This is a genomic window from Arthrobacter sp. I3 (assembly GCF_000520575.1).
GTDB classification, from domain to species: domain Bacteria; phylum Actinomycetota; class Actinomycetes; order Actinomycetales; family Micrococcaceae; genus Arthrobacter; species Arthrobacter humicola_A.
Window position 1 is genome coordinate 1 of the sequence record NZ_AZSB01000446.1, and the last position, 15,236, is coordinate 15,236.

At 64.7% G+C, this 15,236-nt stretch carries 14 protein-coding genes; 8 read left to right on the top strand and 6 right to left on the bottom strand.

Translation table 11 applies throughout. The features are described 5' to 3' along the window. Positions 1 to 387: 387 nt before the first annotated feature. Both Y706_RS0100550 and Y706_RS0100560 read right to left on the bottom strand, forming a co-directional pair. The gene (locus Y706_RS0100550) at positions 388 to 765 is read right to left on the bottom strand and encodes a hypothetical protein (protein WP_028275079.1); all 378 of its coding nucleotides are present in this window, start codon (positions 763 to 765) and stop codon (positions 388 to 390) included. A 1,773-nt stretch (positions 766 to 2,538) separates the two neighbouring features. Next, positions 2,539 to 3,150, bottom strand: a complete 612-nt coding sequence (locus Y706_RS0100560; RefSeq protein ID WP_216699078.1) for a peroxiredoxin family protein — start codon at positions 3,148 to 3,150, stop codon at positions 2,539 to 2,541. Positions 3,151 to 3,441: 291 nt separating this feature from the next. Between Y706_RS0100560 and Y706_RS0100565 the strand changes: the two genes are divergently transcribed. Genes Y706_RS0100565 through Y706_RS22770 form a run of 4 tightly spaced genes read left to right on the top strand, consistent with a single transcriptional unit; the run spans position 3,442 to position 5,830 of the window. Next, positions 3,442 to 3,942, top strand: coding sequence for a VOC family protein (locus tag Y706_RS0100565; protein ID WP_028275082.1), 501 nt, complete (start codon positions 3,442 to 3,444; stop codon positions 3,940 to 3,942). 27 nt (positions 3,943 to 3,969) lie between these two features. Continuing rightward, on the top strand, positions 3,970 to 4,137 hold the full coding sequence (locus tag Y706_RS29515; RefSeq protein WP_043433958.1) for a hypothetical protein: 168 nt from the start codon (positions 3,970 to 3,972) through the stop codon (positions 4,135 to 4,137). Next, positions 4,134 to 5,504 carry a dihydrolipoyl dehydrogenase family protein gene (locus tag Y706_RS22765; protein WP_043433961.1) on the top strand — a complete coding sequence of 457 codons (1,371 nt, stop codon included), beginning with the start codon at positions 4,134 to 4,136 and terminating at the stop codon, positions 5,502 to 5,504. Before Y706_RS29515 ends, Y706_RS22765 begins: the two co-directional genes overlap by 4 nt. A 14-nt stretch (positions 5,505 to 5,518) precedes the next feature. Next, positions 5,519 to 5,830 (top strand): SDR family NAD(P)-dependent oxidoreductase, encoded by a 312-nt coding sequence (locus tag Y706_RS22770; protein WP_028275083.1) that lies wholly within the window; start codon positions 5,519 to 5,521, stop codon positions 5,828 to 5,830. Between the two features lie 45 nt (positions 5,831 to 5,875). On the opposite strand, the gene Y706_RS0100585 is transcribed toward Y706_RS22770, so the two are convergent. Both Y706_RS0100585 and Y706_RS0100590 read right to left on the bottom strand, forming a co-directional pair. Beyond that, entirely contained in the window at positions 5,876 to 6,625 is a 750-nt protein-coding gene (locus Y706_RS0100585) for an SDR family NAD(P)-dependent oxidoreductase (protein ID WP_084475804.1), read from the bottom strand. Next, positions 6,571 to 6,966 (bottom strand): nuclear transport factor 2 family protein, encoded by a 396-nt coding sequence (locus tag Y706_RS0100590; protein WP_028275085.1) that lies wholly within the window; start codon positions 6,964 to 6,966, stop codon positions 6,571 to 6,573. The genes Y706_RS0100585 and Y706_RS0100590 overlap by 55 nt, the downstream gene beginning before the upstream one ends. A 1,501-nt stretch (positions 6,967 to 8,467) precedes the next feature. On the opposite strand from Y706_RS0100590, the gene Y706_RS29655 reads away from it, so the two are divergent. Together Y706_RS29655 and Y706_RS0100605 are read left to right on the top strand one after the other, a co-directional pair. Then, complete coding sequence (locus tag Y706_RS29655) at positions 8,468 to 8,659, top strand: hypothetical protein (protein ID WP_028275087.1); 192 nt, start codon at positions 8,468 to 8,470, stop codon at positions 8,657 to 8,659. Between the two features lie 373 nt (positions 8,660 to 9,032). Beyond that, entirely contained in the window at positions 9,033 to 10,034 is a 1,002-nt protein-coding gene (locus tag Y706_RS0100605) for a LacI family DNA-binding transcriptional regulator (RefSeq protein WP_028275088.1), read from the top strand. Here Y706_RS0100605 and Y706_RS0100610 read toward each other — a convergent pair. Further along, a complete protein-coding gene (locus Y706_RS0100610) occupies positions 10,031 to 10,846 on the bottom strand; it encodes an SDR family NAD(P)-dependent oxidoreductase (RefSeq protein WP_052354952.1) in 816 nt (271 codons plus the stop codon). The genes Y706_RS0100605 and Y706_RS0100610 overlap by 4 nt on opposite strands. Beyond that, positions 10,843 to 11,706, bottom strand: coding sequence for a sugar phosphate isomerase/epimerase family protein (locus Y706_RS0100615; protein WP_162159043.1), 864 nt, complete (start codon positions 11,704 to 11,706; stop codon positions 10,843 to 10,845). The genes Y706_RS0100610 and Y706_RS0100615 overlap by 4 nt, the downstream gene beginning before the upstream one ends. Positions 11,707 to 11,896: 190 nt before the next feature. On the opposite strand from Y706_RS0100615, the gene Y706_RS22775 reads away from it, so the two are divergent. Both Y706_RS22775 and Y706_RS0100625 read left to right on the top strand, forming a co-directional pair. Then, complete coding sequence (locus Y706_RS22775) at positions 11,897 to 13,198, top strand: MFS transporter (RefSeq protein WP_043433965.1); 1,302 nt, start codon at positions 11,897 to 11,899, stop codon at positions 13,196 to 13,198. 151 nt (positions 13,199 to 13,349) lie between these two features. Beyond that, positions 13,350 to 15,176, top strand: coding sequence for an FAD-dependent oxidoreductase (locus Y706_RS0100625; RefSeq protein ID WP_253906660.1), 1,827 nt, complete (start codon positions 13,350 to 13,352; stop codon positions 15,174 to 15,176). Positions 15,177 to 15,236 lie beyond the last annotated feature (60 nt).

Here is a 15,236-nt window from a genome sequence, read left to right on the forward strand (position 1 = left end):
CTTCCAGAACGGACCAGCCCAGCCAATAACCAACTAGATTCCGCGCTCGGCCAGCCCGGGCACGGACTGCCGGAACGTCCCTGCGGAGCGGTTTCTTGCAGCGCGTGGAGTAAACCCGCGATTCGACTATGGGCAGCCGGAAACGGCCATGCCCGACATAGCTAGACCAGCGGTAACCTCCAGCCGAACACTTCGTCCTGCGGTAACCAACCCGCGCATATCAGTCTGACCGCGCCGTCGCCATTGACACGCTGACCACCCCCGCCAGACACACCGGCAAGCAAAATGAGAAGCGGTCCCGGGCAACCCAACCCGGGACCGCTTCCCCACGCCCTTGACAAACGATCACTACATATCAGTCGACGCACCGGATCGCGTCGCAGACGTTCACGGCTGGGCGTGACGCTCCAACGCGTCCAGAGTCGTCTCGGGCGATGTGTTGAAGCAGAAGGTGATTCCGGGCGATTCCGCATTGCACACGTTGATGATCCGTTCGAAGAGCTCGGTGTACTCCGGGATCATCCTGATGCCGCCCCCGATCATCACGAGGCCGAAACGATCACGACCGAATGCCGAGCGGATCTCTGCTTCGGCCTCGTCCGGGGAGGTGCCGATCAGGCAGTTGACGGCGTCGAAGCCGGCGGCCGTAGTGGCCCCGAACCCCGCTTCGATCCGTTCGGTCATCGTGGCCTCGTCGAGGCCAGGAGGCAGCTTGCTATAGTCGAGGGCTCGCGCGTGGATGCCGATCATGAGGATTCGAGTCATGGGCCTCATTGTGGCATGCACCCGAAACACTTGGCTGCGGGCCCGCTGGATCCTTGCTCGACCCGCCCCGCCCCAGATGAGCTGTTCCTGTAGTGCAGAGGTCTCGTGACGTTCCGTGCAGACGACTTCGGAAAATGACATTGGTGGGCCGGCTCCAGGTTTGCGAGCCGCCCGTTAGACGGTCCCCCACCGCGACACCGTCCGCCCGCACTGGCGCTGCGAGAAATCAGATACAGATACTGGAAACTTGGATTCGCGCATGCCCCGCCCGCAAAACTGTTCCGCTCAGGTTGGACAATCGCGACAGTTGCACCCCTGCCCGCGCAGATCATCGGGCTACGCCCGGATCTCCACCAACGAACAGGACCTGACAGCGCCACGCAATGCGCTTTTTGGCTGGGTGTCCCCAGGGGGCCCGATCTATTTCGACAATGGCTGACCGACAGGAAAAAGAAACGGCCAGGACCAAGCGAAAGCCGTGGCGGCTGTTCGAGCCGGCGACGCCCCTTGTCGTCACCAAATGCGATAGGTTGGCCCGGCTCCTGCCCGCTGCTCGAGAACATTGCCGAGGACACAACGAAAATTTCCCAGGAGTTCTGGCTGCCTACAGGGATGACCATAGAGTTTTTGATCCCGAAGTCGCAGCAGGTCATGCAGTTCCAAGCGCTCCCGGCCATGAAGGAGTAAGCAGCAACACCGCTGTCCAAGGCAAGAGGAGGAGCCGCCAGACCGCAACGGGCATCAACAAAAATGGGCCCCCGCAGGGGCCCATAAAAGGAGATTTGTACACACTCAGCGGCCCACAAGCCCCTGAACAGGGAAAACACGTGCCCGAGGTGGGACTCGAACTGCATTCCCGCCCCTGCAAACACTGGGGTCCCGCGGAAACATGCGGAATCCGATCCGATCCGACCCCAGTACGACCCAGTCCGAGGCCCAAAGTGTGTACTTTGTACACACCTCAAAATTGGCCGTTCTGCGCAGCCCGCAACGCCAACCGCGCTCCCCGCTGAGGAAACACGGTTTGTCTTTGCGCTGGCAACAGTTGGACGACGGACGGGTTCGCGCCGTCCCACGTTCTGGGTGATGTCTCCCGCGAGGGACGGAGCACCCAATGACCGGCAGAACCATCCAACTATGAACAACTTCATGTGGCTACACCTCCTTCACCCATCTCATGAGCTTTTCGACACACACCCACATGACCAGGCCAAAAACGGCCACGCGGCCATCCGGCTTCGCACCAGGACCGGTGTTAGCTGCATCGGAGGCGTGCTGCAGGCAGGTACAAGATCCCACGTATGGGAGGCGCCCTCCTGGTTAGCTGTGTTGGACCAACGACAACGTGACGACACGCTTGGCCGATGACCTAACTCCCAGGCCGCCCCGACCCACGCATTGGCCGGACGAAACGTCCGTTATCGGCGCTTATGACACGGGGGTGGAGGAAGTGTTTGCGAGATCTGCCGTTCGACTAAAGATCAAATGCGTTCACCGGGACGAACCACATGGAATCACGCCACCTGGGGAAGGCAGCGAGGGAAGTCTCCGGCGCGTTCGCGGCATGGTCCCACAGGTCCCACCGGCTCGAACCTACCCCGGGTCCGCTGGCGGCTACCGCCGCAGCGTCCGGCCTCCGCCGCGGCAATGTAGCCGACCGTTGTTTCGAAAGTCCCATCAGAGCAGGAAGACGTGCCGGGCCAAAGTCGGCCGCCTGAAGCGGCCCCAGACTGACGGCGGGTCAAGTCCAGCGCTGGCGCTGGCCAATTGGCCTTAGGCGCCGGCCGACTTCTTGTTCCATCCGTGGAAGGGTGCCCAGTTGGCCGCGTTCCAGGCGTCGCGGAGGCCCGGGGTGCTGAGGTCCCAGTCCGGCCGGATCTCGCTCGTCACGGCGCGAAGGTCGCGGCGCAGGTCCTCGACGGAGGGGAGTCCCCAGAACCAGTAGCCGTTGTAGATGCTGTGAATGACCAGGCCGGCCTTCAGAACCAGAGTGTGCGGGATCATCGGGTCCTTCTGCACAATGCGGCCAGGATCAGAGAGAAACGCCCATTGCGCCCCCACTGACGCGCGGAATTCCTGGAGCACGTGGTGGTCATCGGTCGCGATGGTTGCCATCTGCGTGTAGGCGTCAGCGACCTTCGGGTAGAACGCCGCAAGCTCGAGGTGTTGCTGATGCTCCTTCGGGCAGTAGTGTCCGCGTGAAAGCGTCAGCACCAACGGGTCCTCGCCCTGCAACTCACTGAGCCTGCGGGGAACGTTCTCGTGGTCAGGCAACTCGTAATCGGGGAAGATGCCGCCAGGTGCAATGTCGGAGCGCACGATTGGGCCGTCTTTCAGGTAGCGGTTAGCAGCGATAGTCCCGGCCGACGTCGTTGCCGGCGCCAAGGCTCCGCCGCTCCTGCGGGCGAGCCTACGCCGAGGCCGGGAGGCCAGCAAGGGTGCTTGGAGTGGACGGCAATTTTGTCCTTGACTTTCACCCTGGAGCGGACAAATGTGGGGTCCGAGGGCAGCGTCCCCGGTCCGCAGATCGGCCGGGGGGACGATCAGGAAGTGCTCGCGGGGGTCCCCGCAGCGCGGCCCGCAGCGCCGGTAGTCTGGTCGGCACTTTGTCCGCGTTTCCGGGTCCATGCGTCTGATGCCGTCCTGTTCTGACGCGCCCAACTCAGGGAGGCCGAGATGAATAGTGTCGATACGAACAGCAAAAGCGCTATCGGCAGCCCGTCGGTGAAGCCCGGGGAGTTCAGGCTCGAGGTCATCGTGGTGCCGGTCTCGGACGTCGACCGGGCGAAGCAGTTCTACGACGGCTTGGGCTGGCGGTTCGACGCTGAAGCGGCCGCGGAGGACGGCTACCGGCTCATGCAGTTCACGCCCCCGGGTTCCGGTTGCTCGATCATCTTTGGCGAGGGCGTCACCTCCGCACCGCCGGGCTCGCTGCAGGGGCTGCACCTGGCGGTCTATGACATCGACGCTGCCCGGGCCGACCTCATCTCGCGCGGGGTCGAGGTCAGCGAACCCTTCCACGATGCCACAGGCGTCTTCCACCACGCCGGCAACGAGGGACGTGTCGACGGGCCCGCCCCGGGACACCGGGACTACGGTTCGTTCGCCTCCTTCAGCGACCCGGACGGTAACGGCTGGGTACTCCAGGAGATCAAGACCCGGCTTCCGGGCCGCTGAAGCATTCAACGCTGAAAGGAGAGGCTGATGGCCACCACCTATGAGTCCGTGGGCGACCTCGCAGAAGCCCTCAGGCGGGCCGCGACGGCACATGGCAAGCACGAAGAACTCACCGGCCAGGAGGACCCGGACTGGCCCGACTGGTACGCGCTCTATATGGTGCGCGAGCACGCTGGAGAGGAGTTGCCGACATGAAAAGCGACTACGACGTGATCGTGATCGGGGGTGGCTCGCCGGGGGAACACTGCGCGGGAGAGCTCGCCGAGGGCGGCCTGCACGTGGCCGTGGTGGAGCGCGAACTGGTCGGCGGTGAGTGCTCGTACTGGGCATGCATCCCGTCCAAAACACTGCTGCGGCCCGGTGAGGCGGTCCATGCCGCCCGCGCGGCCGCCGCCACTGCCGAAGTCGACGTCGAGGCGGCGCTGGCTTGGCGCGACTTCATGGTCTCGGACTACTCCGACGCCGGACAGGAACGCTGGCTGGCCGATCAAGGCATCGACCTGCTGCGCGGCACCGGACGCCTTGCCGGTCCGGGCGTGGTAGAGGTCGACGGCGTGCGCCACACCGCAGACCACGTGGTCCTCGCCAACGGCGCTGATCCGGTCGTGCCCCCGGTCCCGGGACTGAGCGAGCTGGACGGCGTGTGGGGCAGCCGCGAGGCGACCTCCATGAAGGCGATCCCCCGCCGCTTGCTCATCCTCGGCGGCGGCCCGGTCGGCGTCGAAATAGCCCAGGCCGTGCGCCGATTCGGCGGCGAGGTGGCAGTCATCGACAGGTCCGCGCACGTCCTGGCCCGGGAGCCGGCGCCGCTGGGCGAGGCCCTCGGCGACGTCCTGAGCCGCGAGGGCATCGAACTCGTCCTGCCGGCGACCTCGACCGCGGCGCGGCGAGACCGTGGGGACTACATCGTCGAGATCGACGGCGGACGCGAGCTGAGAGGCGACCATCTGCTAGTCGCCACGGGCAGGCGCCCGCGTATCCAGGCGATCGGCCTGGAGACCGTTGGCGTCGAGCCGGCGGCCCGCGGAGTACCCGTCGATGCGCGGCTTCGGGTGGCGGACGGGCTGTGGGCGATCGGCGACGTCACCGGGATCTGGCCGCTGACCCACGTGGGAAAGTACCAGGGCGATGTCGTCGCCGCGAACATCCTCGGGGAGCCGCGGGAGGCACACTATGAGGCCGTTCCGCGGGTCACCTACACGGACCCGCAGGCCGCAGCGGTCGGCGCCACCGAGGACCGCTTCAGCGCCACGGCCCGGGTCTCGCAGGTGTCCAAGGCTGCAACCTACACGCGCTCCTACGCCGAGAGCAACGGTTTCCTGACCCTCCTCAGCGACGGCGAACGGCTAACCGGCGCGTACGCGCTCGGCCCGGAGGCCGGCGAGTGGCTGCAGCAGGCGACGCTGGCGATCCGGGCCCGAGTCCCCCTCGATGTCCTGAGCGACACCATCCAACCGTTCCCGACATTCTCGGAAATCTATGTCTCCGCGCTCAAGGCACTACGCGGGGAGATCGCGGCTGCGCGCAAGCCGGTCGGCGCGGGACCATCCACGGCGGACTGAGGGAGAGCGATCCGATGAGCACCGCAGCTGCCGCTTCGCCGGCCGCACGCGAGCCGGATTTGGCGGGGCAAACCGTGGTGGTGACAGGCGGGAGCGCCGGCATCGGGCTGGAGGCGGCACGGCGTGCCCGGGCCGAGGGCGCCGGCGTCATCCTCGCCGGCCGTGATTCCGCGAGGCTGCAGCAAGCGGCAAGTGAGCTCGGCGCGCTGGACACTGCGACGCCGGAGGACGTGGCCGCCCTCGCTGTTCACATCATGACCAACTCTGCACTGACGGGTGCGACCTTCGACGTCGATGGCGGCGAGCAAGTCCTCGGGAAGGAGTGAGGAAGCAGTGTCGGCCCACGACACTTCCCTGTACGGTGACGCTGATCAGGTGCCGTCGAAGACAGCCTCTGGGCTCCACTCCGATGCTGGCTGAGAGTGAAGCCGCCAGTAGGCTTCGGCGATCAGTTCCGGCGCGAACGCTGTTCCATCCGCAATGTCTCCGGCGATGGTGACCCCGGTGACGTGGACGTTCTGCCGGGCCAGCTCGTCATGCAACAAATGGGTCACCGCGCGCAGGGCGGTCTTTCCGATCGAGAGGGTCGCATGCGCGGGCTGCGGGTAGTGGCTGAGCCAGCTGTTCGTCGTCAGGAACGTGCCGTTGCGCGCCTGTGCCATCGCCGGTGTGAGAACCTGCGCAGCAGTGATGGCGCCGAGGACGTCGACGTTGTACCCGGCCATCAGATACTCCGCGTCCGCGGCCAGGATACTGTCTCTGGCGATCAGGGCAGCGTTGTAGACCACGATTCCTGGGGCGTCGATCTGTGCGATGGCCTGCAGACGTAGACGGAACTCCTCCTGGTCGGCGGCGTCGGCGAGCACGGTATCGATGTTGGCGCCGGACGCGCGCAAGTCGCCGGCGAGAGCGGCAAGGGAGTCCTCGTGGCGCGCGACGAGCGTGATTCGGAACCCTTCTTCGGCATAGCGACGGGCCACAGCGGCTCCGAGGCCCGGTCCGGCTCCGATGATAAGGACGTGCTTCGGGTCGATTGCGGCGGCATTACTCGTCCCTCCGGTAAGAATCATGCCCTTTCGATCTGCCGGCCCGGCATCGGCTCTGCGATTGCTATCCGCCATGCGGGGGCGCCAAAGGTGTCGGCGAAGTACTGCGTCTCATGCACCACCTTCTCTTGAACGAATTGCATGACGGACACCGAGTATGTCGGCACGCCGTCATACGTGATGATGCACTCGCTCACCCAAAGATTCCCGCTTCCGACGATCCGCAGCACCGTGAAATGCCTCTCGGCAAGGTGCCCACCACGTTGCGCCGCAATCGTCGTTCGACCCCGGAAGCGTTCACCCGACTGGGGATAGTCGAGGATCGCGTCGTCGGAATAGATAGCGTGTTCGGCTTCACTATCCCCGCTTTCGGATGTGCGCCAGTGTGCCTCGAGTACCGCCCTGGTCGGATTCATCGCCTTGTCCTTTTAATGGGTGACTTCCGTCGGTTCAGGTCGCCGACCGGCGGTCTGCTTGTGGTCCAGTTTGAGTGCTGGCAGTTCCCCCCGCAATCCACCGTCATCCCGACCTGGTCCATCTGAAAGGTCGGCGGGACGGCCATTCGCAGATGATTGTGTGCCGACCTGCAGTCGAGCGGTCCGCTCGCGGTTTCTTACAACCCTCACATTGAAAGACAGGGGAAGCAGATGCTGCCGCTCCCCCGTTGGCACCCAGCAAGGCCGACCTATGATCCGTTATCGGCGTTGAGGGCGCTGGGGTGGCGGTCGTGAGGATCCCGTGGCGCGACGGTGGAGGGTACGTATGGCCTTTCGCCAGGGTTCGTGAAGTTCGTCGACGACGAACCCCAACACGATCGCGTCAATGTTGGACAGTTCCTGCGAACCCCGTATAAAGGCGCCCAACTCCGTCATACGGGCATCGCCGCCGTATGACCAGAACTTGATCCAGAGAAATAGCAGGGTGTAGTTCCCGTTGCCCAAGCCGGTGCGGACCGCCTGTCGCAAGTCATTGGCAGCCCTCTCGCTGCCACCTCGAGTCGTGAGAATGTGCGCAACTAGTGGGTGATTTCTAGCCGGGTTTGGCGATTTACGCCAGGCCACGGGCTCCCTTTCGGGAATCTCCCATGAAAACATTCGTGGCGAGACCGCGGGAGGCATCTGCTGTATAAACCTCCTTACGGAATCGTGGTTGGCTGTGGGTTGACTGAGTGCTCTCTCGGCAGAGTTCAATTTGCCAGGCCAAGGTCCTGGGAATGCACCCGAACACCGTGCGCCGGCAGATCTCTGCCGGGGCAGACCTGTTTCAGTCTTACTTAGGCGCATCGGAAGTCTTTTCGCATATCGCCCCCTGGCCTGCCCACCCACAGGACTGTGGAGGGTCCTGTTCTCGCGCTGAACCAGGTCAATGGCTTTCTCCTGCGGAAGGTCAGCGCATCGCCCTGCGTAAGAACCGTCTCGGATTTTCCGAGCGGAGTATCGAACATCCGGCTCCTTGGACAGCTGTCAGGACTCCGCCCTGCAGCCCGTCAAGGTGGCAGGGCTGTCCAAATGGCAGCGTGGCACTGACGATCGCCAGCCGGGATTCCTTCGGGTCGGTAAGGAGTTGCCGGGCGGAGATCGTCCGGGCAGCGTCAGCAAGCTTCGCCGAGCACTGCTACGAGCGGGCATCCCTGAGGGACATTGCCGCCCGGGCGAACGTGACCCACGCGGCGTTGCTCCGCCATTTCGCCACCAAGGATGAGCTCCTCCTGGCCGCCCTCGCGCAGCGCGACGCCGACGACTCGGAACTCGCCCGCCGCATCATGGAATCGAAAGTGCCCAGGGAACAGGTACTGACCAGCGTCCTGCGGGACGAGTTCGCGCACCGGACCAGCAACGGAACTGGCTTGCCATCACCATCGCGGCAACAAATCCAAGCCACCCCGCCCACGACTTTTTCATCGCGCGCAGAGAAAAAATGCGCGACCACTTCACCAGCACACGGCTCGCCACCCAGGACAGCGAGGAACTCAGCGCAGACGACAAAGTAACCATGGTGACGGCAATGATGGACGGCCTCCGGATCCAGTCCCTCCTCGATCCGGGCCGAAAGACGCTCCACCTCATGGAGACGCTGATGAAGTTCCTCGCCCCTGACGAGAACGAATAACGGCAACATCGGAGGCTCTTACCCGACAAAAATACGGAGTTGAGCCCAGCCTCCCCTAGCCACGCCCCCGGTACGTACCCGAACAACGCGACCCGGGAGATGAGCGTCGAGGCACTGGTGACTGGAGAGCGGAGCGGGCACCTGGGCGTGAGCACGCTGGACCAAATTCGTCGGCATCTCGCTCGTCACCCTCACCGGCACCGCCGCGCAACGCGGCGGCATGTTCACTGGGCAGCGATCCCCGCACCCACACGAGCTCCAACCTCTACGGCCGCCGCCTTTGTCCAGAGGATGTCTGGACCTCGGCGGGACGGCACGACATCGTGCGGGCCAGTTGGATACCGCACGGGCGTGGGTGAAATACGATTATGCAATGGTAACCAGCGTTGATGTGGCCCGGCATCTGGGATTGTCACAGTCGACGGTTTCACGTGCTTTGCGTGGGGATCCGGCTGTCGCGCCGTCAACCAAGGACCGGGTTTTGGCCGGAGCCCGCGAACTCGGCTATGTGCCGGATGCAGCGGCCCGCATGATGGTAACGCGGCGAACGCATGCTGTTGGCGTGGTCGTCGCTGATCTGACCAGCCCCATTTATCCGGTCATTGTGGAGTCGTTGCAGAACAGGCTTCTTGAGCGTGGCTATCGGATGGTGTTGATCCGTGATCCGGATGTTTCGTCTGATCCCGAGGCGGTTGATGTGCTCGACAGGGCGACGGTCGACGGGATGATTTTTGTCTCGGCGCGGGAGTCTTCTGCGGCGGTCCGCAGGGTTCTGGAGCGCGGCACGCCGGTGGTGCTGCTCAGCCGTGATGATCCCAGCGTCGAGGTCGAAGCAGTTCTTGCCGATGATCGGGACGCGGGCGAGATCGTCGTGGCGCACCTCCAGGGACTGGGTCATAAACGTATTGGGCTGCTGACCACGCTGCGGGACCGTTCCAATGGCCGCGACCGTGAGGATGGTTTCCGCGCGGCCATGAAACGCCGCAGCCTGGAGGTGCGCGAGGAGTGGATTCGACACATTCGCCTGACCCACGAGGACGGGGTACGGGCAGCCCTGGAGATGCTTGATACCCAGGACAGGCCTACGGCACTGTTTTGCGTGACGGATGCCTTTGCGTTTGCTGCCCTGGACGCGGCCGCGCAGTTGGGGATCAATGTTCCTGAGGAACTCTCCGTCGTCGGATTTGATGATTCCGGGCCGGCGCGGTGGGCTTTCATCAACCTCACCACGGTGCATCAGCCGATTCCGGAAATGTCGTATGCGGCTGTGGACCGGCTGGCTGGGAGGATCGAAGGCGAGCCTCCCAGCGAAACGTTGAAATCCGTGTTCCCGGTCAGGCTGGAGGTACGGGCAACGACAGCCGCGCCGGCTTAGGCGGTGTTGCGGCCTCCGCTCAAATCGAGCGTCTGACCGGTCATGTAGCTCGCTTCCGTGGACAGCAGCCAGGTTGCCAGGGCGGAGAATTCTTCCGGCAGTCCGACCCTGCCCATGGGGACTTTGGCGAGCAGCTGGGCGTTTCGTTCCGGGCTGAGGTCTTCAAGGAGCCGGGTCTTCATCATCGACGGTGCGATGGAATTGACGGTGACGCCGTACGGGGCAACTTCCTTCGCTGCCGTTTTGACCAGCGCGACGAGTCCGGCCTTGGACGCCGAGTAGGCGGCCTGGTGCGGGTTTCCCTCGCGGGCGGAAATCGATGACAGGATGGCCACCCGGCCGTAGGCCTGCCGGGTGAGGGCGGGGAGGATGCTGGCCAGGCCGTGCAGGCAGCCGTCGAGGTTAACGCTCAGGGTCCTGGCCCATCCGTCGGCCGGCATTTGCGTCACGGGAACCTCGGGGCCCTGGATTCCGTGGGCGAACAGGGCCCCGTCGATCCGGCCGTACCGGTCCAGTACTGTCTGGACGGTGTGGTCCCAGTCCTGCCTTCGGGTGACGTTCAGCGCCATGCAGTTCGCGGGGCTGCTTCCGTCGCCCAGCCCGCCGTCGGCGACATCTGTGCAGACGACGGTGGCGCCTTCGCGGGAGAGCCGGTCCGCGGTGTCGGATCCGAGCCCGCCGGCTGCGCCGGTCACCAGGATGACCTGGCCCCGGAACCGGCCGGGCCAGTAAGTCTCGGCGCTGGCGGTTCGGGGCCCTTGGGGGCTGCCTGCGGCTGGTCCCGGTGTTGTGACTTCGGTGAGTTCGCTCATGACGTTGATTCCATTTCGGTCTGCAGGTGTGAGCCGATCAGAGTGTCGGCTGCGGTGTGGAGGTGTTTGAGATGGGCGGCTGTGCCGCCGGCCTCGACGGCCCAGACGTCAGGGACTTCGACGCTGATGGGCGCGTCAGGCAGTGCCGCCAGGATCTCCCGGAGAGGGAACACTCCCTCCCCGGGGGCCAGCCGCTTCGCGCGGGATTCGATCTGCCGCGCGGACCCGTTCACCTCCTGTCCCAGCGGCATGCGGTGCGGGACGGGGAGAACCGGGGTCGCGGCCGGGCCGTCACAGAGCTGGATGACTGTGACCGCGCCGGAAGGCAGGGCTTTCAGGTCTTCAATTTGGCTGCCCGCCCGCACGAAATGGAGCGAGTCCAGCATGATGCCGCACCCCGTCCGGTCGACCAGCAGGCCGGCAGCGGGTACGGAATCCAGCGGCTGATAGGAGATCGGCTCAATGGACGGACGGATTCCGTACTGGGCGGCATCGTCAACCAGAGCCGCAAGGCTGTCCGTCAGCCGGGCGGGATCCGGGTCAGCGCCGATCACGTTCAGAATGCCCGCGCCGAGGGCCGCTCCTGCCTCCAGCACCGGTTCCCATTCCTTGCGGCCGCGGTGTCCGTCCAGGGTGAAGACCTCGATGTCGCGGACTGAGAGGCCCGTACCGGCCAGGCGTTCGATGGTCTGCGCGGACATGAACGAACCGGCAGCCATCGGGTACTGAGTTTCACTCCGTGTGGCCGGGTGGACCCGGATCCCGACCGAGGTGAAGCCCGCATCTGCCGCTGCCTCCACCAGGTCCGGCGGACTCAGATGCAGCGCGGACAAGTGCGCCAGACCAATCGTTCTATTCATAACTTCCATCCTGCTCGCTAAGTGTTGACTGCCATCAAGCGGTGTGCATATGATCTAAATCACTGAATGACTACGTAGTCATTAAAGCACTCATTCCGCTCGCCAGCAAAGGTGCAGCCGAGCTACAGAAAGGTTGCGGTGAACCGCAATGACGAGTCCCCAAACCCCCAGCACCGGGAGCGTTACCGCCATGAGCGCTCCCAACCACCCACCCGTCGTCATCAGTGCCAAGGCAGGACGGCGGGCAGCGCTGGCCAGCACCGTTGGCGCCGTCGTCGACTGGTATGACTTCTTCCTCTACGGCACGGCCGCCGCCGTCGTGTTCGGACCGTTGTTCTTCCCCTCGGACAACCAAGTCGCCGGGCTCCTGGCGTCCATGGGCTCGTTCGCCGTCGGATTCCTCTTCCGCCCGCTCGGCGGGGCAATCTTCGGCCACTTCGGCGACAAGTACGGCCGCCGCACCATGCTCTTCATCACCGTCATCATGATGGGACTGGCCAGCACCGCCATCGGGTTGCTCCCCGGCTACGCCGCGATCGGCGTCGCGGCACCCATCCTGCTCGTGACCCTGCGGGCCATCCAGGGCATCGCCGTCGGCGGTGAATGGGGCGGCGCGGCACTGATGGCAGTGGAAAACGCGCCGGCAGGCAAACGGAACTTCCTCGCCACCGGTGTGCAGATCGGCTCCTTCGTCGGGCTGCTGCTCGGCACCGCAGCGTTCTCCCTGGTCACCGCCCTGACCACAGCGGAACAGTTCCTCGCCTGGGGCTGGCGGCTCCCGTTCCTGATCAGCATCCTCTTCGCCCTTGTCGGACTCTGGATCCGGGCCGGCGTACCCGAGTCGGCGGAGTTCGCCGCCGCCAAGGAAGAACACAAGGCCGCGCGCGCACCGTTGGCCGAAGCGCTGCGGACCAGCCCCAAGCAGATCCTCGCTGTGATCGGCATGCGGATGGTGGACCAGAGCACGTTCTACATGGGCTTCACCTTCTCCCTGGCCTACGTCAAGAACTTCACCCACACCCCTACCTCCACCGTCCTGACCGCTTCGATGGTCGCCATGATCCTGGCCATCCCCTGCCTGGCACTCTGGGGACGCCTCGCGGACAGGTACGGCCGGAAGTGGTTCTACATCATCGGCCCGCTCGCCGCGGCCCTTTCAGCCGCGCCGTTCTTCGCAGCGCTGGAAAGCGGTGAACTGATCCCGATGATCCTGGGCTTCGTCGTCCTGATCAATCTCGGGCACAACATCTCCACCTGCGTTCAGCAGACGTGGTTCACCGACATGTTCGATGTCCGGATCCGCTACAGCGGCGCAGGATTTGCCTATGCACTGGCCGGGGCCGTGGGCGGCTTCATCCCGCTGATCGCCACGGCCCTCATGGCCAGCAGCGGCAGCTGGGCCCCTGCCGCGGCACTGCTTGCCGGGCTGTGCCTGATAGCCCTGGTGTCCAGCCTTTGGTCCTATAAGTGGGCCAACAAGGAACACCGCTAAACCCACCCAAGAAGCAGGACGCGCCCAAACCAGCGGCGACGCGAAGACGAGTGTGCGGCAACCGGCAACCGGGACGTCAGTTGCCACGCATTCACCCCCTGCACACAAAACACAGACCACAGATACAGCCAACAATTAAGGCCAGAGCCAAGTGAACACCACAGAATCCGATGACCTGACCACAGCCCCCGCCAAGACCCTGGACTGCGACGTCCTGGTCATCGGCTCCGGCGCGGGCGGGCTTTCCGCAGCGGTCACGGCCGCCTACCACGGCCTGAAAGTCATCGTCGTGGAGAAGGCCCCGGTCTGCGGGGGCGCCACGTCCTGGTCCGGCGGCTGGGCCTGGACCCCGGCAAATCCGTTGGCGAAAGCTGCCGGCGTCAGCGAGGACCGGGAAGCCATCCGCACCTACCTGCGCCACCGCCTCGGCCCGGACTACCAGACCGAGAAGGTCGAAGCATTTCTTGAGGCCGTGCCGCACATGGTGGGCTTCTTCGAGAACAAAACCAGCCTGCAGTTCACCCCAGGCGAGAATATCAAGGACATCTACGGCCAAACACCGGGAGCCGGAACCGGCCACCGCTCGGTCGGGCCCAAGCCCATCAACGCCCGCAGCATCAAACCCGAAGTACGCGCCAAGATGCGCCACCAGCTCTATGAGACCTCGTTTCTGGGCATGGGCATCATGGCCGGCCCCGACCTCACCAAATTCCTTTCAGCGTCACAGGGCAGCATCATCGGCCTGTTCCACGCCGCTTGCCGCTTCACCCCGCACGTCTGGGATCTTCTGGTCCACCGCAGGAACATGCAACTGGTCAACGGAACCGCCCTGACCGGCCGGCTGATGAAGTCCGCCGACGACCTCGGCGTCCACATCCGCGTCTCCACACCCGTTACCCGCCTGCTGACCGACGGCACCGGGCGGGTATCCGGCGCCCTTGTCGATTCCCCCGAAGGCACACTGGCCATCAAAGCAGCCCGCGGCGTGGTGCTGGCAACCGGCGGATTCCCCCACGATATTCAACGACGCAAAGAACTGTTCCCCAAAACCCCTACCGGCCGCGAGCATTGGACGCTGGCGCCGGCTGAAGCCAACGGCGACGGCATCTCGCTGGGCCAGTCCGTCGGCGCCCGGTTCAAAACCAATGTGAAGTCAGCCGCTGCATGGTGCCCGGTCTCACTCGTGCCCTACCGCAACGGCCGGACGGGCACATTCCCACACATCATGGACCGCGCCAAACCCGGCTCCATCGGAGTAAGGGCCAACGGCAAACGGTTCGTCAACGAGGCCAACGGCTACTACGACTACATCACCGCACTGATCGACGCCACGCCCGAAGGCGAGGCGGTGCAGTCCTGGCAGATCGCCGACACCCGGTTCGTCCGCAAGTACCCACTGGGCATGGCCAAACCGCTGCCCGTGCCGCTGTTTCCCTACCTGCGCTCGGGCTACCTGAAGAAGGGCCGCACGATTGAAGAACTCGCCACCAAATCCGGGATCGACCCAGTCGCCCTGCGGCACACCTTGGAGCGCTTCAACGAACACGCCCGCCAAGGCGTGGACCCGGACTACGGGAGAGGGGACACCGAATTCAACCGCTACGGCGGCGATCCGAACGTGGGTCCCAACCCATCCCTGGCACCCCTTGAAAAAGGCCCCTACTATGCGGTCAAGGTAGTGCCAGGAAGCTTCGGTACCTTCGCCGGCCTCGACGCGGACGGCCGCGCCCGCGTCCTGAACAACGACGGCGAAGCCATCCCGGGGCTGTATGTAGCCGGCAACGATCACGCATCGGTCATGGGCGGCCACTACCCTGCCGGCGGCATCAACCTGGGACCCGCACTGACATTCGGCTACATCGCCGGCCGCGATCTGGCCGGGGCCACCGACTATGAAGACGACCCCGCGCCAATGGCACAAGCAATCCAGAAAAAACAGGACGCCACAGCCCGGCAGCCTTCCGCATACCAGCGATAACGAGCACCTCATGGCGCCCCGGCGCGGCCCAACGCCGGAAGACGGCGGGCTCCCCAAACG